Raw genomic sequence first — 22499 nt, forward strand, 5'->3', positions numbered from 1 at the left:
TCACAATTGAAAAACGCTGTCCTGCTTTCATTATTTTGAGGGATCAGGTTTAGCACATGGCGTTTCCTTTCTTCTCGACCTTGGTTGTTTGATCAGCCGCTAAATTTATGGATGACGACAAAACCATTATCAAACCCAAACAGGTCGTCAATGTTCCTTTAGATGATGACCGTACAGTATTGGCGAAAATCGCACACCCACAGTTGGTGGTTGATTTGCTTAATACTCAGGGTCAGATTCTCAATCAGTTCAGTTTCTCTGAACGTTTTACCGTGGGTCGGGCGGAGAATAACAATATTGTGGTTGCTCACGATGCTGTGAGTCGAAATCATTTGGAAATCAAGCCGGAAGCTGGCCGCTGGTATTTAGTGAATCTAAAAAGTACCAATGGTATCTATATTGATGGCCGCTTAATACAAAATACCGAAGAACTGCATTTTCCGGTTTTGATTGCTTTAGGCGTAACGGGTGTTTATCTACGAATTCAAATCAAAACGTCTGACAGCATGAATACTGTGTTGCCTTCAGCTCAGTCGTCAGATTCTACGCTTGCTGTAAATCCAACCAGCGCGTCTTCGATACATCGCGATGTATCTCAATCCGCTATCGAGGCTAGACTTTTAGCAGCGGAAGATACTGATGATATGGGTGATTACACCCTAATGGCACGTCGGGTGATACATAAAGACCGCGTGAAGCGTGCAAAAAGCTATAAGAAGGTGATTGGCTGGTTGCTAGGCTTGTGTGGAGTTGCCGTTGGCTTAGTGACTTATCAACATATAGCCTTACAAAACACGCAACAGTTAGCGCTGGATATGTTCTATGACATTAAAACCCTGGAAGTGAGTTTATCGCAAGCCGACCTTAAGCTGGATGAAAATGCTGAGCTGCTGGATAAAACTCTACAGGCCATCAACAGCGAAAAATTGCGTATTTCACAAGAGGATTTGAAATTACAGCAGGAAAAAATTGCAGCCGAAAAATTGCGCATGCGGCAGGAGAGAGTGCGTTTAGCCAATATGAAGGCCAAATACCGAAAATATGTTGAACAGGCGAATAGCCTACGATTAAGGTTTCCCACCGACAAACAATATGAATCTGAATTGATTGCAAAGGTGGCGCGTGAATTAGGTGAGAGCGAATTAGAGTTGCCGGAAGATTTTGTGGCTGAGGTTAGAAAATATATTCAATATTGGCAAAGTACCTCACGATTAAACACGGCCATCAATAATATGGAACAAAATAATTTATTACCCTTGGTGACGTCCGCATTGGAACAACAGGGTTTACCGTTATATTTTATCTATCTGCCTTTGCAAGAAAGTAATTACGATATCAATGCGATAGGACCGGAAACCCGTTATGGTATTGCCAAGGGCGCCTGGCAATTATTGGCAGGTACTGGGCAGGATTTTGGCGTGACCCCAGGGCCACTAGCGGATGTGCGCGAATATGATGAACAAGACGGACGATTTGATTTTGCGCAAGCAACCCGGGCAGCGACCAAGTATCTCAAAAAGATTTACAGTACGGAGGCGCAGGCATCCGGCTTATTAGTCATGGCTAGTTACAATTATGGCGATAACCGGGTGAAAAGCATGATTAAACAGATGCCGGATAACCCACGCGATAGAAATTTTTGGAAGTTTTTACAGAGCTACGAGCTGCCGACGGAAACACGCGATTATGTATTTTTTATTTTTTCTGCCGCTGTGATAGGGGAGGATCCCCAGCATTTTGGATTTAAGTTCAATCCACCGTTGTATAAGCCGGAATCGTAATTCTTAGTAACAAGGCAGGATAGACACGATTTTCGTGCCTAAACTACTTTGTAAATCCAGGGCTGTTTACTAACGCTGACCCAGCTTTACGGTTACTTCCATTGGGATTTATGCACATTAAAGCTACGGCCTTTGATCTTGCCGTTCTTTAAACACGCTAAGGCCTTGTTACTACTTTGGCGTTTTATGGCGACATAAGCTTGATTATCAAATACGTCGATTTTACCCACATCACTACCGGCAATGCCCGCTGTGCCGGTTAAAGCACCTAAAATATCGCCGGGTCGCACTTTTTGTTTGCGACCACCGTCTATCCATAATGTGATCATGGGTGGCTCAAAACGTTGTTCATAAGCAATTTTAAACGGGGCGATGTCATCCCAATGCGCCGACATCGATAGATAATCTTCAAGCGCTTTAACCCGATTCATTTCGGCTTCGCTACATAAACTGAGTGCCAAGCCTTTTTGACCGGCCCGGCCGGTGCGACCAATACGGTGTACGTAAACTTCCGGGTCCCAGGGCAATTCATAGTTAATCACGGCTTGCATGTCTTTGATATCCAGTCCGCGGGCTGCCACATCAGTGGCTACCAGGATAGAACAACTTTTATTGGCAAATCTGACCAACACCTGATCGCGCTCTTTTTGTTCCAGATCGCCATGCAGAGCTTGCACGGAAAAACCGCAAGTCGTTAAAGTGCTCGCTACATCCTGACATTCACGTTTGGTATTACAAAACACCACGGTAGATTCGGGTCGATGATAAGCCAGCAAATAGCCTAGGGCGTTCAGTCTCTTTGATTTTTCTACCTGATGGAAGTGTTGTTCAATCGGATTGTCGTGATGACTGGTTTCGACACTGACCGAGATAGGCTTAAATTGAAATTTTTGACTCATGTCCCGAATCGGATCGGCGTAGGTGGCCGAGAACATCAGAGTCTGACGGTGGTTGGGCGTATAGGAAATAATATCGCTAATGATGTCTGCAAAACCCATATCCAGCATGCGATCGGCTTCATCCAGCACCAGGACTTTTAAATGATCCGGACGTAAACTCTGTTTTTGCAGATGCTCTTGCAAACGCCCCGGCGTGCCAACCACCACATGCGCACCATATTGCAATGAGTCTCGTTGTGGAGCAAAAGGCGTACCGCCACACAAAGCCAATACTTTGATATTTTGGGTAAAGCGGGCAAGTTGCCGAATTTCTTTGCAGACTTGATCGGCCAATTCGCGGGTAGGGCATACCACCATGGCTTGCACTTTAAAACTACTCAAATCCAATCTGGATAACAAGCCAATACCAAAGGCTGCGGTTTTACCACTGCCGGTTTTGGCCTGCGCAATCACGTCGCGGCCTTCAAGGATATGCGGCAGACTTTCAGCTTGTATCGGGGTTAAATGGGTGTAACCCAGTGACTCGATGTTTTCAAGCAGGGCGGTTTTTAAGGGTAATGAAGAAAATTCAACTGTATTCACAAAGGCTCTAATATCAAAGGGATGCGGGCAATCATAACAGAGTTAGCCCTTTCCTTAGTAAGCCGTTGCACGCTACAGCAGTATTATTTCTAGTCGTTAAAAGGCTAGGCTTTTAAATTGGCTATTTTATCCAGTAGTTGTTTGTATTCGCTGGATTGCCATACCGCATAATTCATGTTTTTAAATAAACCGGTCAGACGGGTAAAGTAATCCCTTATCTGGCTCTGATCGCTGAAATGGTATTCAGTAGACAGGAGTTTCATGATTAACAAAAAGGTTGCTTTTTGCCGTTCCAATGGCACGGTCACATCAACACTATCAAATGCATCCTGTTGCAAATACACCATATCTACAAACAGCGATTGATGATAAGTGATGTAATCTTCCAGGGTTACCCCTTCTTCACCGGCTACCTGTATCATTTCGTAAACGCTGTTGCCGTGTGCCAGCAACTCCAAAACCTCCCGCACTTGTTCGGTCCAATTGGGTGCTAGTTCACGTTGATACCAGGGGTTGAGTTGATCCAGGTAACGCGACCAGGATAATAACGGATCTACCGCTGGGTAAAAGCGCTTATAGGCGCGATCTGCACTTAAACCTAAAAAGGCTTTAACCGTGCTGAGAGTGGATTGGGTGACGGGTTCTTCAAAATTGCCGCCAGCAGGGGAGACGGTACCTATCATGGTCAAGCTGCCGTTGTTGCCTTGCAAATCACTAATAACCCCTGCGCGCTCATAAATATTTTTAATCGAGGAATCCAGATAAGCCGGGAAGGCTTCTTCGCCCGGAATTTCCTCCAGACGACCGGAGGTTTCCCGCATGGCTTGTGCCCAGCGTGAAGTCGAATCCGCCAGCAACAGTACATTCAAACCCATTTGCCGATAATACTCGCCCAGAGTAATGCCGGTATAAATCGAAGCCTCGCGAGCGGCGACCGGCATGGATGACGTGTTACAAATGATGATGGTTCTATCCATCAACGAGCCGCCGGTTCTGGGGTCGGTCATCAATGGAAATTCGCTGATGGTTTCCACCACCTCGCCAGCCCGTTCGCCGCAAGCGACTACGATGACAACGTCGACTTCCGAGTTACGCGCTATCAAACTTTGCAACACCGTTTTACCGGCACCAAACGGGCCTGGAATGCAGCCGGTGCCTCCAAGGGCAATCGGAAAAAAGGTATCGACCAGCCGTAAGTGTGTGATTAACGGTTCGCTGGGGTATTGGCGTTGTGACAAGTTATTACGCAATAGCTGTTGCGGCAGTGGTTTACGCACCGGCCAGCGCTGTTTCAAAGTGATGGTCTGTTCTTTGCCATTCGTTAGACGGATTTTAGCGATGGCTTCATCAACCGTCACATTGCCTGCCTGTATCCAGGTGACTTCAACCTCGCCCTTGATATCAAATGGCACCATGATTTTGTGTTTAAAGCGACGTTCTTGTACGCTACCCAAAGACATGCCGGCAAATAATTTTGCGCCCAGCTGTACACAAGGGTTAAACGCCCACTTGCAGTTTCTATCCAGTGGTGGAAAATCCACGCCGCGCGGCAGAAAAAAGCCGAATTCGGTCGCCAACAAATCCAATGGATTTTGCAAACCATCATAGACCTGGCCCAATAAACCCGGCCCCAGTTCAACAGATAACATTTCGTCGCTTTGTATTACCAGATCACCGACGCCTACACCTTGTGTACTTTCGTATACTTGAGCATCAGCTCGATTACCGTAGATACGTAGTACTTCAGCTTTAAGCCGCTCTTGGTGTTTGGCTTCGCTGCGACTGGGCAGAATGTAGATCACTTCGTTTTTGGTCAGAGGCGTATCAGCCAGAGATTCTATGGAAACGATGTCATCCTGTACCGCAATGATGCGCGCGGTGGCGGTTGTTAAAAGTTGTTCGTTCATGGTTTTCCTTCAAACTCTAGCGATACATCGGCCATTCCGGCGCTGATTAATTCATTAAAGCGTAACAAAGCTCTATCTTTATCATAACTAACCCAGCGATTAATTAAATCCCAGCGTAAGACGTACAGGGCTACAGCCGGAAAATCAAAATAATGACCGAGACTCAGGCGGGCGTAATGTTTCCAGTTGAGTTCCAGCATCAGCTTATCTAAGGTTTGAGGCTTGTTTTCTGTGATTAGCTGATTGGCTTGTTTAAGCCAGGGCAGGGTATTACCCAGGCCAAAGTCCGGTTTTTGCCAGTTTCGCCGGATAAATTGCAGATGGTCGCCAAAGCCATAAAAAATATCACTGGGCGTGATGTTTTCGCCGGCATGTCGACGTCTGAGAGCCGTTAACAAAGTCCTTAATTCCAGTCGCCAACTGACGATATCGCGTAAAAAACTACTGCGAATCAAGTTCAGTTCGCTTTGACCTCTATTAATGATGGTCGCATCGTCCCATTCATGCATCTTCGACCAATGCAACAAGCCTTCAATCCGATCTAAATCGGCGGTGTCTTCAGCATCCAGTATAGCCAAACGTTTGTCCAATTGAATTCTGGAAATAACCGGTAACTTAGAAGTAAACAATTCGGCCGGTTGCACCGGCAAACTACTGAGTAGCAGCGTGTATTTAAACCGCTGATTGATCACTTGACGATGCCCTGCAACAAAGCGCGAAAACGCGGTTGTAAGTGCTTTAATAGTAAGATAGCTACGGCTTTATCAGTAAATTCTATCATCATGGCGTTATCTTCCAGACGGATCATCAGGCCGGCTTTGATGTCGTCGCATACCTCAAACTTTACCCCTTTACGCAGTAAATCGCCGGCTATTGCTGCTGATACCTGCGACAGTACACCTTGTTTGAGTTCTTCCGGATTTTTGCGTAATTCTTCGACACCAATAATGCTTTCCGGCAATAACAAAGTGATGTTGGCTTGCTCATCCAGTCCGGTTTTAGCGCGCACTTGACCTGCCAACGCCAAAATCAACTGCTCCATAAAGGCTTGATCGGCCATTTGTTCACCGACTACGCGCTGAACTTCCTGGCTAAAGCTCCCCAGCAAAGTATCTCTGAGCCGCAGCAAGGCATCTCTGGCAGCCAGATTAAGGGCGTCGGTACCTGCATTTTTGATGGCATCGGCTTCAGTCTGAGCTTTATTCAGGATATTTTTGGCTTCCTGTTCGGCTTCATCAATCAGCCAGGCGACCCGCTTTTGCGCGTCAGTGACGATGTCTTCCGCTTTAGCCTGGCCTGCATTGACAGCTTGTTCCCGTAACCGCTCGATGAGCTGCTCAACACCCGAGGATGCGAAATCTACTTTTTCCTCTTTCATGGTTCAACCCTTAGAGTTTAGGAATGCCGCCGCTAATGACCAGCGCGAAAATAAAGGTAAATACAGCAAAGCCTTCCACAATGGCAGCCGGCACAATAGACAAGCCAAAGATTTCCGGCTTGGCTTTAGAGGCGTGAATGGCAGCTGCACAGCATTGGCCCTGGTAAACACCGCTAAACATTAACGCCAACCCGGCCAAAACACCCACTGCAAATAGCCCGGCAGCATTGTCGATATTCACCGGCCGATTGAGGGTAAACATCACCACGATGCCGAAAATAACTTGAGAAGAAGGCATGGCCGATACGCCGATATAACGACCATGGCCCGTTTCGGTATCCAACATGGCACCAATCGCTGCTTGCCCCGCCACAGAACAGCCCATGATACTACCCACAGCACCCAGCGCCATTGGCGCATACAAACCTATCCAGCCTAATACAACCAGTAATTCATTCATTAACGGACTCCTTTTTTGGAAAATGCTTTAAACGGGTAACCTTCATCTGAAACGCTCCAATTATAAAATTCAATAAAATTTAAACGTAGGCCATGCACCAGACCACTCAAAATACACAGCATTAAATTAAGCGTATGACCTAATAATAAAATCAAAATACTAAACAACAAACCAGGGCCAGGCAGATTATGTAATACCTGTTCCGCCAGTTGATTGAAGGTCAAAGCAAGCGATGCGCTGGCCAAGCCTAGCGCAAACAGACGCATGTAACTTAAAACATCGCCGAATAGTTGCGTAATACCAATCAGGCTTTTAAAGCCATCCAGTAAGCGCCAGAACCAGTCACTCCAGCGACGAATACGTCGACGACTAGAGAATAAAATTAATAGCACAGCACCTAAAATTAACAGCCATTTTCCAAAGCTTAATAACATTATGGAGTGGTCACTTTGTGACAACCAAAGGCAAAAGCCGCCGGAGACCATGCCAATCCAGCCAATAGGTGCCAAGGCCTGGCTGCTGCGTCGTAATTGCCAGGCTTTGATAAGGTTTGCCATGGCAATGTGAACTACCCCAATAGCAATAGTCAATTGCATCATGCCGTCAAAGTCATTTAGATCGAACAGCTTTAGTGTTCTGAATGGACTTTCCGCTTCAGGGCCATAACCAAAATAACTGCCGCACAGCACACCCCATATCAGCGACATGCTGATGGTGCTGGCTGCCAACATACGAATACGTCGGCCTTGGATGCTACTGCTTAAAGCCCGCCATTTCCAGGCTAAAAACACAGCAAAAACGGCTGCATATCCGGCATCCGACAAGATAATTGCGAAGAACAGCGAGAAGGAAAAAAACACCATTAGTGAAGGGTCCCAGCCCTGATAACCGGGGGTTTGGTAGAAACCGACCAAATCTTCTCCGCCAGCAAAGGGGGCAGGATTTTCTAATAGTGTTGGTGGATTGTCGTCGACTGCCGGGTCTTCAATCAATAATGCCAAACCTTGTTCGTCGGCAAAATGCCGATATTGTTCGACTTTCTTTTCCGGCAACCAAGCCTGTAAAGCAAATACCCCCGCTTCATCGTGGGTGATGGTTTGGGCTTGTTTTAGATCGTCACTATTTTGGGTTTCTTGGAATCGCAACGTCATCAGGGTAATCCAGCGCGTATAGGATTCATGCTGAGCCTGCAAGTCCTCTATGGCCATTTCCAATTCGCTGGATTGGGCTTGCAATTCCGATAAAGGTAAAGAGCCTGTATGCGTGCGAGGAACCGGCAGCGCATTTTCTGCGGGCTCGGTTTCCGCAATCACAACCACATAACTAAACAGATTATTCTGATAGACAGTTTGCCAGACAAAGTCACAGTCGCAGTCCTTAAGTTTATTCATCATGCGCTTGGGTATGATGTAAAACCACAGCGATTGTGATAATAGCAGACCGGTTTCGGGCAAATTGAAGTCGCCCCAGGGTTCTAATTCTTTAATACGTTTTTGTAAGCTGTCATAGCGATCATGCAGTTCACGGGTTTTATTTTTTAGCTTTAAAACCTGCTCAACGATATGAGTAATATTGAAATTTTTGTCGGTTTTAACTTGATGCCGCTTGCGGGGGCAACGGTTGAGATATCGCAATGCCTCAATCACATGTTCAGCTTGCTGCATGTCGCCACTTTCTTGCGTCAGTGCAAGCGATGTCAACGGGATCAAATGCAATTCACCCAGAGCATGCAATTGTTCCAGGATGCTTTTTTTGTCTGCCAATAGCCCACAAAAAGTTATTTTTTTCAGTCTGACGATAGCCATTTAATCCTCCGTTTTGACGCGGAGCTGTTTAGTCATTTTGGCGCGCACCACGCCGGCTCGCTCTGCATCGGACAGAAAAATTCGAATTTTCCGAATATTTTGCTGTGTTTTAGGAATCAGAACTTTATCGAACAAATTGACTTTTTGGGTAACCTTTCTGACAGCCAAATTCAACAACTGTAAGCGCTGTTCTTCCACACGATGCTGACATTGCAATTCCAGCATGATGCGTAATTGCACCACTACGCCATCAATCCAGTGCGGCGTTAAGTAGGGTGAATAGGCTTTGCAGTGGAGCTCGACATTTTTTAATACGGGTAGATTTATGCCGACGATATTTTCCTTATCCAGCTCTACCCCTTTCACACTCACCAAATTACTGAGATTAATATCTCGATGAGACATCATCGGTAAATTCTCAGTCACTGCATGCTGACACTCGGCAATCCGTTGCTTGGTTTTTTCAATCTGGTTCCAGCCTTTAGCACGCTCGACCACCAATTTTTGCCGCTTCAGTTCCAATGAAGGCAAAAAATGCTGGTAACGTTTTAGCTTGCCAGTTTCTTTATGTAATGCAGCTTTGTTAAGCGATAGCCTGGCCATGATCTACCTTGGGAAAGTATTTATCGATCAGATTTTGCTTCATTAACAATTCGCTTTCGGAAAAACATTCTGCCAAGGTTTGCCAGCTCAAATCCAGCGCTTGTTCCAGTGAGATGGATACATTAATGTCCATAAAACGCTTGCGAAATAATTTGCCGAACTTCAGTAGTTTTTGGTCATAATCAGATAGATCAAACGCCATAGCCTGTTTTTGCTCGGCATCATTAGCAGCGGCGAAAAAACGAATCATGGTGTTCATGATTTGAGAATGATCTTCACGGGTCACTTTACCTATCACATGCTGCTTTAATCGAGATAAAGAGCCAAAAGGATCCAGCATGCCGTCATGCAAATAAAACTGGCCCTCTGTAATGTAGCCGGTGTTGTCCGGTACCGGATGAGTAATGTCGTTGCCGGGCATGGTGGTGACCGTCAAGATAGTTACTGAGCCTGCGCCCTTGTAGTCGCAGGCTTTTTCGTAACGTTTGGCTAATTGGGAATATAAATCTCCCATATAGCCGCGATTGGAGGGTACGTGCTCCATCGAAATGCCGACTTCTTTCATGGCATCTGCATAAGCTGTCATGTCTGTCATCAAAACCAAAACCCGTTTGCCTTCTTCTACTGCAAAACGCTCGGCAACGGCCAGCGCCATATCGGGGACCAAAAGTCGTTCCACAATGGGGTCGGAAGCCAGGTTGCAATACATCACGGTTCTGGCGAAAACGCCGGCCAATTCGAACTGCGAGCGAAAATAATGAAAGTCGTCAAAGATTAAGCCTAAGCCACCAAACACTACAATATCGGCATCGGCCTGTATGCCCACTCGTGCCAAAAAGGCGTTAAATGGCTCGCCGGCAATAGAGAAAATCGGGATTTTCTGACTTTCCACCAGACAATTGAATAAATCAATCATTGGTACATCGGTGCGGATCATTTTAGAGGCTAGCACCCGTTTCATCGGGTTAACGGAGGCGCCGGTGATAGTGACTTTAGGATCAGGTTCTAAATCAGAACCACCATCCATAGGTTCGCCGATCCCGTTAAAAATACGTCCGAGGATATTGTTGGAATAGGTTACTTGTAGGGCATGGCCCAAAAACCGCACCGAAGCGGCAGTGGAAATGCCGCGGGTGCCGGAAAAAACTTGCAACGACACCTTGCTGCCGTCGATTTTTATCACTTGAGCCAATGACTCACTGCCATTGGGATCTTCGACTTGCGCCAAGTCGCCAAAACGCGTGGTGATGTCCTGATGAATGGACGCAGTGCCAACATTTACCGTGATGATATTACCGACTATAGACAAAATTTTGCCATGTCTAACCATGTGTTCGATCATGCTGCACTCCGTTGAACCTCTAAGTTTATTAGAGCATTCTAACTTGTCACTGATAAAAGAAAAATTAAAGCCACCTCACGATTGATCTACACGCTGAGCCAAAGCCGATACTTTTGCCAATGTTTGAGTAAATACCTCGGCATCGTCCGTTCTCAGGGTGGCGTGGGCAACTTTGCGACCTTTGCGTGGTGCTTTGTCATATAAATGACAATGCACATGGCTTAAGTTTAGCAGTTCTTGCGTTTGGGGTAGTCCGCCGATGAAATTAATCATGGCTGCAAAGCCGCGCGTTTGTGTGGAACCCAACGGCAAATCTAAAATAGCCCGTAAATGATTTTCGAATTGACTGGTTTCAGAGCCTTCGATAGTCCAGTGTCCGGAATTGTGTACGCGAGGAGCAAATTCATTGGCGAGTAACTGTCCATCCACATCAAACAGTTCCAGCGCTATGACGCCGACATAGTCCAGTTTTTCCAGCAAACGACGAACATAATCTTCCGCCATAGCTTGTTCAGCATCGTTGGTGCAGGCTGTAGCCAGCCTTAAAATACCGCCACTATGCTGGTTTTCAGACAAAGGATAAAACACAATATCGCCAGATGGTCGGCGGGCAGCGATGATGGAGACCTCACGTTGAAACGACACAAAACCTTCCACGATAGACGGTGCACCTTGCATGGCCTGCCAGGCCGCAGCCAAATCATCAGTCGATTTTAAAACCATTTGCCCCTTGCCATCGTAACCCATACGCCGACTTTTTAAGATCGCTGGAAAGCCGATGTTCGGCATAGCGTCTTGTAAATCATGCAGATTATCCACTGCCGCATACGGTGCAGTGCCTATACCCAAATCGTTGAAAAAGTTTTTTTCCACTAAACGGTCCTGCGCGACGGCTAATGCATTGGCCGGCGGGTAAACCGTGGTATGACTGGATAAAAACTCGGCTACATGCGCCGGCACGTTTTCAAATTCATAGGTCACCACATCGGCTTTTTCAGCCAATTGGGCCAGCAAATCAGGGTCATCGTAAGCACCATGCAAATGTTCGCTTAAACCACCAGCACCGGCATGTTCATCAGGGTCTAATACGACAAACTGTAATCCCAACGGGTAACCCGCCAAAGCAATCATTCTGGCGAGTTGGCCGCCACCCAAAATACCGACTTTCATGATTGCACCTGACGAGGATCGGAGTTGGCATTAACATTATCGGTTTGTTGCTGCCGATAAGCGTCCAGGGCAGGGCGGTATTGTGGGTGTTTGTTGCTGACGATGGCAGCCGCCAGTAAAGCCGCGTTAATCGCACCCGCTTTGCCGATTGCCAGCGTACCAACCGGAATTCCGGCGGGCATTTGCACGATGGACAACAAAGAATCCATGCCATTTAAAGTTTTGGATTGTACGGGGACACCCAATACTGGAATGGCGGTTTTCGCCGCAGTCATGCCAGGCAAATGCGCAGCACCGCCAGCACCGGCAATAATGACTTCCAGACCTTTGCTTTCTGCGGTTTCGGCATAGTGAAACAGCTTATCGGGGGTTCGGTGCGCCGATACCACTTCCACATCGTGCGGAATATCAAGCTGTTTTAACGTTTGCGCAGCATGTTGCATGGTTTCCCAGTCGGACGTAGAACCCATGATGATGCCTATCAGTGCATTCATGCAAAATCTCCGGTTTTACCCATTAATTAAAAAAGGCGTGGATTATCGCATAAAGGGAATTTTTTCTGGGCATGCAAGATGTCATCTATTTAAATTCTGAACTATTTTGCAACCTATGCCCACCCTTTGCAGACAAGATAAGCCTTGTGTCGGACTGCGCGACGAATCCGGCTGGGTGCGCTCTAACCGGTCGTCATGTTACGCCTCAGCGTATTCATCGGCATCAGCCAGCAGACGACAATACACACCAAGCAATATATCCATTTGCAGCCGGCCACAACCAAATTATTGGTTAATTAAACCTGGTTTAGGATTTAGTTTGGCATAACTTCACGAATTGGAACCGACATGCAAAACATCGTCGTTCCGGAGAACGACCGAAAAAATTCGTAGTCAATACCGTTGCATGCTGATACACAAAACGACAGATGACTGAATGATTCGGCATGATACCGCCACTCAGTCATCAGAAGTCCAGATTGCCTCGGGCCAATCTTTCCATATCCTATAAACTGCTCAGACCCTGCAGAATATGGGTTCGGCGATAGTATTGAGTGCGCCCTCCGTCACGATTTCATCGAATAGAGAATATTGTCGGTTGCTACAGAATGTTGTGCCGGGTCTTGTGGTCAATTTGGCAGGCACAAATTCTTTGCTACGCATTGCGGCGTATATTTTATTGCATCCAGAGGTGGGAATGCATTTATGACCGCCTCTCCCGCAGGGGAAAGATATATTTAGACACACTGAATAGTTACCCAGTGTATTGTTTTTTATCTGGTGCGGCCAAATAACTTAAAAAAATCAACAGTTTAATATATGCCTTACGCAAGGTGACGTATTTTTAAAAGCAATATAAGAATATAGGACTATGCTGTAATTTTATATCCGATGGATAAGTATTTATACGTATATTATTTAAGATCATTTTGCGCTCTAATTAAAAAGCCAAATGACTGGACATTGATGGCGAAAATTAGTATTCAACAATATTGACTATAAAAAATAAAAGGATTATTTGTTTTTTATTCTACAGGGGTTAATAACATGAACATAACAAAATCCATTAAAACATTTATATTTTCAGGCATCATGGGGTTACTTATGAGCAGCGTTTGTTATGCGGATGCTCCGCATTCCGTCACAGCGCTCGAGCACGCTGTGACGGCAGAGGCGCACAATAAATTAGGCCACACAAATGATGTTAAAAATCATATTGACCAGGCTATTAAACATGCTACTGAAAGTGAAAAAGCCCATGCCACTGCGCATACGCATGTCACCGAAGCCGTTAAGCATCTACAGGAAACAACCAAACAAAAAGATATGCAGCATACGATGTCGGGCGTTTATACCCAAGTCGCGTTAACCCAGGCTGAAAATTCTGAAAAAGCGCATGCAGATGCACACAAACATATAACTGAAGCGCTTAAGCATCTAAAAGAAGCTGAAAAACACAATACGGCTGGGCATAAAGATTTGGTTACCGAGCATTTAAATCAATCGATTGAGCATATAGAAAGCATGCTCTAAAAATGTCAAAGCGGCAGGGGTTTAGTCTTGAAAATCATCAACGTAGTCCATAGATACCTTCAATGCATGGCGAATACGGTGACATGACCGTCATAGACATTCTGGACCCAATCTAGGTGCCATCGGCTGCTTGATACTGAGCTCTGAAGTTATGCTTGCTGAATTGTCCAAACCGGACAAACCTGCTATACCGTTAACGGCCACGGATGATTACTAAGAATAGTTTTGCACACCTACCTTGTGCGCTTTTTAGCCCCGCTTTTGCGGGGTTTTTTTGCCCTTATGGGAATGCGAAGTAGGCGTCACGTAACCACTAGTGTGGCAACGTGACCTGGCGTGTGCTTTCTAAATCAAAGGCGTTTGCCGATGTTGATCATTCTTGTAATCGATACAAATATTCTGTAAGCGCCAGAATGCGGCTTAGAATAGCCGATCCGTATGCTCGTTTTCCAACACCCACTTTGTCCGCAACTTAACCATGAACAGCTGATGCAAACTTCGCAAAACTGCCGTATCGGAAATTGAACATATGAGCGGATTTAGTCGTTGTTTCCGCACTGGCAGTAAACCAAAAAAACCGAATTCAGGCTTCGCTGGTTAAGTTTAAAGATGAAACTGTCCATGTTGATGCCGATCAAAAGGTTTGATTTTTAAAGTGCTATTTAAAAATGCCTGGACGGTTTGGTTCGGATCGGTTTCTTTGGTGATCAAAGGCCGGATGTTTTTCTGAGGTAAACGCCTGATTAATCCGGTCCCCATGTCACCGGTGATCTGTTTACGATTTTGACTGGCGACAGCAATTTTCATGACATTCTCGTAGTAGAGCTTGATCCGATCAATTTAGAGATAATTGGGCGGCAACTGCGGCTCAATACCTTCGAATTCAACACTAGGATGATGTTTAGTCACCAATTGACGGATGGCCTCAATACGTTCTTTGGGCACATCAATCAAGACTAATAATTCCCCGCGTTCAATGGCATCCGCGTATTCGTTGACTCTGGAATTACCCACTTGAAGGCCGAACAAGCCGTTCATCATGGCGGCGATAGTGGCGCCATATAACAAAATACCCAGTACCGGGCCGCCGGCAATGGCAAATCCCGCTAAACGTAAAGCCACCAGTCCTGCCAGTAAACCGGTGGCAGCACCCAAAGCCGTAGCGCGTTCCACCGCGGGTATAAAATCGGTTTTCTGAAAAATTGATGCTTCAGGCATATCCTCTAACGGTGTGTCGCGATTTGCCAACACATGAATATGCCGATCTTCTATGCCTACGATGTGTAATTGATCGACAATTTTATGTGTTGTTTCAATGTTCGGCGTTAAAAAATAAATTCTCCTCATGTCCATATCCTCTAATTCAATTTTTTAAACGACAGACTTATTCATTAAGTACCGTCGCGCCAAGAGACTAGATAATGCCGTTGCTCTGGGCTTAAGGCATCAATACGTAAGCCCATTACTGCCAACTTCATTTGCGCAACCTGCCGATCGATATTAACAGGGACCTGATGAACGCTGTGTGTCAGCTTAGTGCCGTTTCGCCACAAATATGCCATACTCAAGGCCTGATTAGCAAAACTCATGTCCATGACAGCCGCTGGATGACCTTCGGCAGCGGCTAGATTGACTAATCGACCTTCAGTCAACAATCGAATGCATCGACCACCTTTTAATCGATAAGATTGAACATGCGTCCGTGGGCGCTGTTTTACAACGGCCAAGGCTTCCAGCGCTGGAATGTTGATCTCAACATTGAAATGTCCGGCATTGGCGATCACACAGCCGTCTTTCATGATTTCAAAATGTGCTGTATCCAATACATGTTTGTCGCCGGTAGCCGTGACAATAAAGTCGGAACAGGCGGCGGCTTCAAACATCGGCATTACCCGAAAACCATCCATTGCCGCTTCCAGAGCCTTTAGCGGTTCAACTTCGGTAACGATCACTTGCGCACCATGGCCCTTGGCGCGCATGGCGATACCACGCCCACACCAACCATAGCCTGCGACCGTGAATATTTTACCAGCCAGCAGAATATTAGTAGCGCGGATAATTCCATCCAAAGCACTTTGTCCGGTGCCATATCGGTTATCGAATAGATGCTTGGTCATGGCGTCGTTCACCGCAATCACCGGATATTTGAGCGCACCCTCTTCGGCCATGGCACGTAAGCGAAGTACGCCAGTAGTGGTTTCTTCGCTACCTCCCCGTATAGTGGCTAATAATTCGGTCCGATGCTGATGTAATTCGCTAATGAGGTCGGCGCCATCATCCATGGTCAATTGTGGCCTGTGATCCAGCGCTTTACTGATGTGATGGTAATACGTAGTGGTATCTTCGCCGCGAATGGCAAACGTGGGGATTTGTTCATGTCGCACAAGTGCCGCCGCCACATCATCCTGAGTACTGAGTGGATTACTGGCGCATAGCACCAACTCTGCGCCACCCATGCGTAGGGTGCGGGCCAGATTGGCCGTTTCGGTGGTGATATGCAAGCAGCCGCTAATACGTGCGCCGGCCAAGGGTTGCTCACGAGTAAATCGTTTATAAATGGCTCGCAACACCGGCATTTCGGAAAAGGCCCAATCTATACGTTCACGTCCGGCGTCCGCTAAGGTAATATCTTTGATATCGTGATCGGTCGTCATCATAAGGGGCTCATTTAATTATCGTCTTTGTTGTGGATGCCGGTCAGCGGCACAAAGTTCACACCCAATACAACGCAGCTATCGACTTGATTGTCAGCATTTTTTTTCAACACCATCAGCTCTTGATAGCAATAGGCTAAACCGACAGGTATCACCAAACTGGCACCGATTGCGAGTTGATCAATTAAGGCTGGCGGAATATGTGGAACGGCTGCGGTAACAATAATGCCGTCAAAAGGCGCATATTCAGGCCAGCCGTGATAACCATTAGCCTGGCGAACCACTACATTGTGATAACCAAGATCATTTAGCCGGTTTCGAGCCGATTTGGCCAATTTTTCAATAATTTCCATCGAATAAACCAGTTTGACCAGCTTGGATAGCACAGCGGCTTGATAATCCGAGCCAGTACCAATTTCCAAAATCACATCGCCGGACTCAGTATTTAACAAGTCAGTCATCAGCGCCACGATATAGGGCTGAGAAATAGTTTGTCCTGAACCTATGGGCGCTGGGCCATTTTCGTAGGCAAGGTAGCGTAAGTCATCTGGCAAAAATTCATGCCGGGGTACTTGTTTCAAAACCTGAATAACCCGAGCATCCAACGAATCTATGCCGGTGTATTGCCGGCTCAGTTCGACCTCATTCTCAATATCCTTCAACATGCGATCCGGATTTTTCATGATTGCTCGGTGGTTAATTGTCTGGCATAGGGTGTTGTGAACCAAGATTACCCTGGGTACTGCTTCGTTTGAGTAGCAGTTTCAATACTTCAAAAAACAAACAGTGATTTCAACAAGATTGCAGTTATATTTCAATTCGTAGTGTTACTAATTGTTTTAATCAAGCTAATGGTGTACCGCCTTAACTGAAAATGGCAAACAGATCAATTTTGACCAAGTGAATACTCATGGAAGCAATGGTTCAAGCTCGTTTTTAACTAACATTTCTTCAAAAATGTTCAACTGCACGAAATCGAAACCGACCCTGCATAATCGCCGGGTTGGGTGATGGTTCATTCATGACTGATATCAGTGCTTGGCAGGGGCGTGCTTTCGCTCAATAACCAAGGATTTCCGCCAATTGCAGCAATGTTGTTGGTCACAGTTTGTTCTGTGACGAATCGATGTAAATAATTTGGACCACCTGCTTTAGGCCCGGTACCGGATAATTTCATGCCGCCGAATGGCTGTACGCCAACCACCGCCCCGATCATATTGCGATTAATATAGATATTGCCGACTTGCGCATGTTGTTGCACATATTGCATGGTTGCTTTGATGCGGCTATGCACGCCCAAGGTTAAACCGTAACCGGTTGCATTCACTGCTGTAACTACATTCGCCAAGTCATTCGAGGCATAGCGGACGACATGCAGGATAGGGCCGAAAATTTCTTGTTCCAGCAAAGATAAGTTGGGGATTTCCAGCAATGTGGGTGGAAAGAAATGCCCTTTATTCAACTCAGCGGCTAAAGGTAGTTGATAGATTAGCTTGGCATAAGGTTGTAGTTTTTCGATGTGTGCAGATAAGGCTGCTACAGCATGTTGATCGATGACGGGGCCGATATCGTTACTGATGTTTGCAGGTGAGCCGACCCGCAACAGTTGCATGGCTCCGATTATACGAGCAATGATTTTATCCGCGATTTCTTCAGGCAGAAATAACACCCTCAGTGCAGAACAGCGCTGTCCGGCACTGTTGAATGCCGAATGCAATGCATCTGAGACCAATTGTTCTTCATGCGCCGAGCTATCGGCAATCATCACATTTTGTCCGCCAGTTTCGGCAATCAACGCCGCGATAGCACCCGAACGATTAGCCAGTTGCCGGTTAATCAGCTGTGCAGTTGTGCTGGAGCCAGTAAATGCAACACCGGCAACCCTGGTATCGCCGAGCAATTGGCGACCAATGTCAACACCTTCGCCCGGTAAAAAATGCAACACCTCATGTGGAATGCCGGCTTGATGAAGTAATTGCATGCACAACATGGCCGTCAGTGATGTCTGTAGTGCCGGTTTGGCAATCACGGTATTGCCTGTGACTAATGCGGCGATTATTTGGCCCAGGTAAATCGCAACCGGGAAGTTCCACGGGCTAATACAGACGAAGACCCCACGACCGTAATGTAATAACTGATTGTTCTCGCCGGTGGGGCCCGGCAATAGTTGTGGCTGGCCGCATAACTCAAGCGCGCTGGCGGCATAATAGCGGCACAGATCAACCGCTTCGCGTATTTCCGCCAGCGCATCGGATACTGTGCGACCACCCTCGCGGACAATCAGCGACAAAAGTTCAGATCTATGTTGTTCCAACAAGTCGGCAGCATTACAACAATAAGCGGCTCGAGTTTCAACCGGACATAAACGCCAATTGGCAAAGGCCGCAGACGCTTGCTGCAACGCTCGTTCAATGGTTTCCGAGTTGCTGATAGTCAGATGGCCGACCAAGCAATCCCGATCATATGGACTGAATAATGGGCGTGATTCGCCAGTATTGGTTTGACCCGCGACTAAGGGATAAGCCTGCCAGGTACGTTCGGCCATTTGATCCAAATCCTGTTGCAATTTCTCCAGCATTGCCAAATCATTTAAATTTAGCCCTTGAGAATTCTTGCGCTGCTGGCCAAACAAGTCAGGTGGGCGAGGGATGGTCTGCAGGCAAGGGGAGTGTAATTCGCTGATTGGATCTCGGCTCAAAGTTTCAAGACTGATACGCGGATTTTCGATTTGATGAATGAACGAAGTATTGGCGCCATTTTCCATTAGGCGTCGAACCAGATAGGGTAATAAGTCCCGATAGCGGCCAACCGGCGCGTACACTCTGCAGCTCAGTGTCTGTGGATGACGTGCTAGCAATTCGTCATACAAGGCTACGCCCATGCCGTGCAGTCGCTGAAATTCAAAGCCGGGATGCTGCTGTCCTAACCAACAAATGGCTGCAATGCTATGAGCATTATGGGTGGCAAATTGCGGATAGATCTGATTCGGATGTGACATGATTAAACGTGCACAAGCCAGGTAGGATAGGTCGGTGGCAGCTTTGCGGGTAAAAACCGGATAATCGTCCCAGCCGTTTTCCTGTGCGCGTTTGATCTCACTGTCCCAATAGGCTCCTTTGACCAAACGTAGAGGAATTAATCGATTTTGCTGTTCAGCTAAAGCAACCAGCCATTGGATAACCGGCATAGCCCGCTTTTGATAGGCTTGTACCGCTAAACCTAAACCTTGCCAGCCCATCAAGGCCGGATCGCTAGATATCTTGCTAAAAATATCCAGTGACATATCCAGCCGCTCAACTTCCTCAGCATCGATGGTGACGCTGATATTGGCAGCGCGGGCGTGTTTGGCCAACGCCAACAGTTTCTTGCTCAGCGAGTCTATCGCATCGCGATGCTGTAGAACTTCATATCGCGGGTATAAGGCAGACAATTTAATGGAAATGCCGGGATTGGCAAACAAATCACTCCCTGCGGCTTGGGCCAGGATGTCAATGGCTTCAAAATAAGCTTGGTAATAGCGATCAGCGTCGTCTTCCGTTAGCGCCGACTCTCCCAGCATATCGAAGGAATAACGATAAGCGGAGTGCCGAGCTGCTTGAGTCAGGGCAGTGTCTAAGTTCTCCGCCATCACAAAGTGATGCGCCAGTTGTTGAATCGCCTGGGTTATAACTGTACATAGTAGCGGTTGGCCTAACCGAAGCAATAAACCGTCCAGAATGCTTTGTCCATTGCGTTGGGCATGACGAATGCTATCTTCAATTTTGGCACCCAACAGCAAGGCGCTACTAGCCATATTGACCAGCAATGAATCGCTATGAAGCCAATGACTCTGCCATTTGCCGGCAAGCAATTTGTCCTGCAAAAACCGGTTTTGGGTCTGGCTATCCGGTATTCTTAATAGTGCTTCGGCGATACCCATCAGCAGAATACCTTCATCACTGTTAAGGCTATATTCCTGCAAAAATGCTGCAAAGGGTCTGTTTGCCGGGCGTTGAGTGCGTATGGCCGAGATCAATTGGCTGGAAAACTCAGCAATCCATTGCTGATCAATATTTCCCAGGCTTTGTTCCAGATGGATCAGAAGCTCAGGTTCAGGTTGGATAAATGCCTGGTTAATATGATTGCGTAGGTCGCACAAGCGGTTTACGTTGACCATTTTTTCCACCTGTATGCAGTTTAGAATAACGCACTACTAAAGCTGCGTTTGCCGACATTTTTAGGCGATAAACAGAATCAATACAAGCATCAAGTTCATGAAGCAGAATCAGGTAAATCGTTATTCCTTGAGCAGACTGCTTAGGACAGTAGTTTTCCTTTAAGGCCAGCAGGAGTTCGCGTGCCGAATACAGTAAGGGAAGTTGCTTTTGTCGATAGCTTAAGCAAGCCGCAGTTGTGTCAAAGAAGCTATCACCGGTGCGCCGGTGATATCAGGAATAATATTCAATTCAAGCAGGTTGATTGCCGGTAGATCAACCTGATGCTCTTCAATTTCGGAGGTTGCGCCAGTGGGGCTGAAGTTCCATTGTTGTCTGACGATTTCGTGAAAAGTTACTCCGTTATCTGCCGACCAGCGTAAGTCGTAAATTTGTGTGCGTTCGGTTTGGTTTTCTTCAAATTTCAGCTTGATCAACCGAATTTGTTGTGGGTTGTTAAAGCGTAGGCGAATAGTTTGTTTTCCCGCTTCAGCTGCGCGCCATCCGCAGGTCAAGCCTGGAAGTAGCGCTGATTCTATCGGATATGAAGCGTCCTCAGAACTAATCTCTACTTCTGCCAGTAATTCAAGATTTAACCAATCTGTATCAATCGATGCAGTTTCTGTTATGTCCTGGTTGATAAGTCTTTTACGCATGGGTAATACCTTCTGATGTTAAGCCAGAGCAATGCCCTAGTTATGTAGTTTATGAGTCTATCAGGCAACTCATAACAAATTGACATCTTATTATCAGAGTTGGGCGTGTTTGTTGTTGCTTACAGTGGCTTTCGCGCGGTAAAAATCAAATATTCGGTTAGTTTTTCGGTGAATAACTGATGTTGCGCCAGGCCGACTAAGTAGTTTGCGGTTTGGGCTTGAGTGCGCAAGCCCAGCCATTGGCTAATCTTTTGCACAGGTTGTAGGCGCTTGGCGACTTTGTACATATAATCGGCGGAGGCTATCGTTTGAGCAGTGATGTCATGGCATTGAAGGGTTTCAAAGCCTTGTTGCTGCATAAGTTGCTCGAATTCATCCCGTGCGCACAGGTTAGGCACCGCCCAGCCGTTCAAACAGGTTACTACAGCTTGCCATTGTTGTTCATTAAATTGACGTTGCAGCAAAAATCCGTCACATACGACCACTCGGCCGCCAGGTTTTAAGACTCGCCAGGCTTCCGCTAAAAAGTCGGCTTTATTTAAGGCATGGCAAGAACTTTCCAGTGCCCAGACTACATCAAATGTGGCTGCTGCGAAGGGCATCTGGCAAAAATCGGCAACTTGAAAGTCGACTAATTCTGCTACAGCATGTCGGCGTGCATGTTGGCGAGCATAGTCAGCTTGTTTGGCGCTGATGGTGATGCCTGTAACAGAATTTCCCTGTTGTTTGGCCATCCAGATGCTACTGCCGCCAATGCCGCAGCCGGCATCCAGTACTTTATAGCCAGGCTGAATGCCGGCTTTTTCATATAGTATCTGGTTTTTATTCAGCAGCGCCTGATGTTGTTTATAAGGTGTACTTTCATCCCAATAGCCATAATGCAGGGCTAGGTTGTCGCTGTTGCACCAGGCGAACAGATAATCGCGATAACATTCGTCATAATGTTTGGTGGCGTCGGCTTTTAGTGCATCACCGGTTAGCTCGCTGGTATGACCCTGATTTTGGTCGCGGTAATCTTGATTAGGTTCTAAGGTGTACATCG

Annotated in this window: 19 protein-coding genes; 2 read left to right on the top strand and 17 right to left on the bottom strand. The window is 46.6% G+C overall.

The genetic code is table 11. The features are described from left to right. Positions 1-107 precede the first annotated feature (107 nt). A complete protein-coding gene (locus tag A1359_RS11460; RefSeq protein ID WP_066982661.1) occupies positions 108-1781 on the top strand; it encodes an FHA domain-containing protein in 1674 nt (557 codons plus the stop codon). 92 nt (positions 1782-1873) lie between these two features. Here the strand turns inward: A1359_RS11460 and dbpA are convergent, their stop codons facing one another. From dbpA to purE, 10 genes are all read right to left on the bottom strand, one after another. Continuing rightward, positions 1874-3262 carry an ATP-dependent RNA helicase DbpA gene (gene dbpA, locus A1359_RS11465; protein ID WP_066982664.1) on the bottom strand — a complete coding sequence of 463 codons (1389 nt, stop codon included), beginning with the start codon at positions 3260-3262 and terminating at the stop codon, positions 1874-1876. Between the two features lie 104 nt (positions 3263-3366). Further along, positions 3367-5169, bottom strand: a complete 1803-nt coding sequence (locus A1359_RS11470) for a V-type ATP synthase subunit A (protein WP_066982666.1) — start codon at positions 5167-5169, stop codon at positions 3367-3369. Continuing rightward, entirely contained in the window at positions 5166-5861 is a 696-nt protein-coding gene (locus tag A1359_RS11475; protein WP_232322190.1) for a DUF2764 family protein, read from the bottom strand. The genes A1359_RS11470 and A1359_RS11475 overlap by 4 nt, the downstream gene beginning before the upstream one ends. Continuing rightward, the gene (locus tag A1359_RS11480; protein ID WP_066982669.1) at positions 5858-6547 is read right to left on the bottom strand and encodes a hypothetical protein; all 690 of its coding nucleotides are present in this window, start codon (positions 6545-6547) and stop codon (positions 5858-5860) included. The genes A1359_RS11475 and A1359_RS11480 overlap by 4 nt, the downstream gene beginning before the upstream one ends. Positions 6548-6557: 10 nt before the next feature. Further along, complete coding sequence (locus A1359_RS11485) at positions 6558-7007, bottom strand: ATP synthase subunit C (protein ID WP_066982672.1); 450 nt, start codon at positions 7005-7007, stop codon at positions 6558-6560. Then, entirely contained in the window at positions 7007-8812 is a 1806-nt protein-coding gene (locus A1359_RS11490; RefSeq protein ID WP_066982675.1) for a V-type ATP synthase subunit I, read from the bottom strand. Before A1359_RS11490 ends, A1359_RS11485 begins: the two co-directional genes overlap by 1 nt. Beyond that, positions 8813-9415, bottom strand: a complete 603-nt coding sequence (locus A1359_RS11495) for a V-type ATP synthase subunit D (RefSeq protein ID WP_066982678.1) — start codon at positions 9413-9415, stop codon at positions 8813-8815. Continuing rightward, complete coding sequence (locus tag A1359_RS11500; RefSeq protein WP_066982681.1) at positions 9396-10757, bottom strand: V-type ATP synthase subunit B; 1362 nt, start codon at positions 10755-10757, stop codon at positions 9396-9398. The genes A1359_RS11495 and A1359_RS11500 overlap by 20 nt, the downstream gene beginning before the upstream one ends. Before the next feature lie 75 nt (positions 10758-10832). Then, positions 10833-11927, bottom strand: a complete 1095-nt coding sequence (locus A1359_RS11505; protein WP_066982684.1) for a 5-(carboxyamino)imidazole ribonucleotide synthase — start codon at positions 11925-11927, stop codon at positions 10833-10835. Further along, positions 11924-12421, bottom strand: a complete 498-nt coding sequence (gene purE, locus A1359_RS11510; protein ID WP_066982687.1) for a 5-(carboxyamino)imidazole ribonucleotide mutase — start codon at positions 12419-12421, stop codon at positions 11924-11926. Before purE ends, A1359_RS11505 begins: the two co-directional genes overlap by 4 nt. A 1047-nt stretch (positions 12422-13468) precedes the next feature. On the opposite strand from purE, the gene smbP reads away from it, so the two are divergent. Then, positions 13469-13954 carry a small metal-binding protein SmbP gene (gene smbP / locus A1359_RS11515; protein ID WP_066982690.1) on the top strand — a complete coding sequence of 162 codons (486 nt, stop codon included), beginning with the start codon at positions 13469-13471 and terminating at the stop codon, positions 13952-13954. A 603-nt stretch (positions 13955-14557) separates the two neighbouring features. Here the strand turns inward: smbP and A1359_RS11520 are convergent. The 7 genes from A1359_RS11520 to A1359_RS11550 all read right to left on the bottom strand — a co-directional run bounded on the left by A1359_RS11520 (position 14558) and on the right by A1359_RS11550 (position 22497). Next, entirely contained in the window at positions 14558-14761 is a 204-nt protein-coding gene (locus A1359_RS11520; protein ID WP_066982693.1) for a NifB/NifX family molybdenum-iron cluster-binding protein, read from the bottom strand. A gap of 33 nt (positions 14762-14794) precedes the next feature. Further along, positions 14795-15301: a DUF1269 domain-containing protein gene (locus A1359_RS11525; RefSeq protein ID WP_066982696.1), complete on the bottom strand. Its 507-nt coding sequence runs from the start codon at positions 15299-15301 to the stop codon at positions 14795-14797. A 44-nt stretch (positions 15302-15345) separates the two neighbouring features. Then, positions 15346-16611 (bottom strand): adenosylhomocysteinase, encoded by a 1266-nt coding sequence (gene ahcY / locus A1359_RS11530; protein ID WP_198159332.1) that lies wholly within the window; start codon positions 16609-16611, stop codon positions 15346-15348. Positions 16612-16622: 11 nt separating this feature from the next. Beyond that, the gene (locus tag A1359_RS11535; RefSeq protein ID WP_066982699.1) at positions 16623-17291 is read right to left on the bottom strand and encodes a protein-L-isoaspartate(D-aspartate) O-methyltransferase; all 669 of its coding nucleotides are present in this window, start codon (positions 17289-17291) and stop codon (positions 16623-16625) included. A gap of 332 nt (positions 17292-17623) precedes the next feature. After that, on the bottom strand, positions 17624-20764 hold the full coding sequence (putA, locus tag A1359_RS11540; protein ID WP_066982702.1) for a bifunctional proline dehydrogenase/L-glutamate gamma-semialdehyde dehydrogenase PutA: 3141 nt from the start codon (positions 20762-20764) through the stop codon (positions 17624-17626). Positions 20765-20983: 219 nt separating this feature from the next. Next, positions 20984-21457 (bottom strand): carbohydrate-binding protein, encoded by a 474-nt coding sequence (locus A1359_RS11545; protein WP_066982705.1) that lies wholly within the window; start codon positions 21455-21457, stop codon positions 20984-20986. A gap of 119 nt (positions 21458-21576) precedes the next feature. Next, entirely contained in the window at positions 21577-22497 is a 921-nt protein-coding gene (locus tag A1359_RS11550; protein ID WP_066982821.1) for an SAM-dependent methyltransferase, read from the bottom strand. Positions 22498-22499: the final 2 nt, after the last annotated feature.

The organism is Methylomonas lenta, assembly GCF_001644015.1.
Taxonomy (GTDB): Bacteria; Pseudomonadota; Gammaproteobacteria; order Methylococcales; family Methylomonadaceae; genus Methylomonas; species Methylomonas lenta.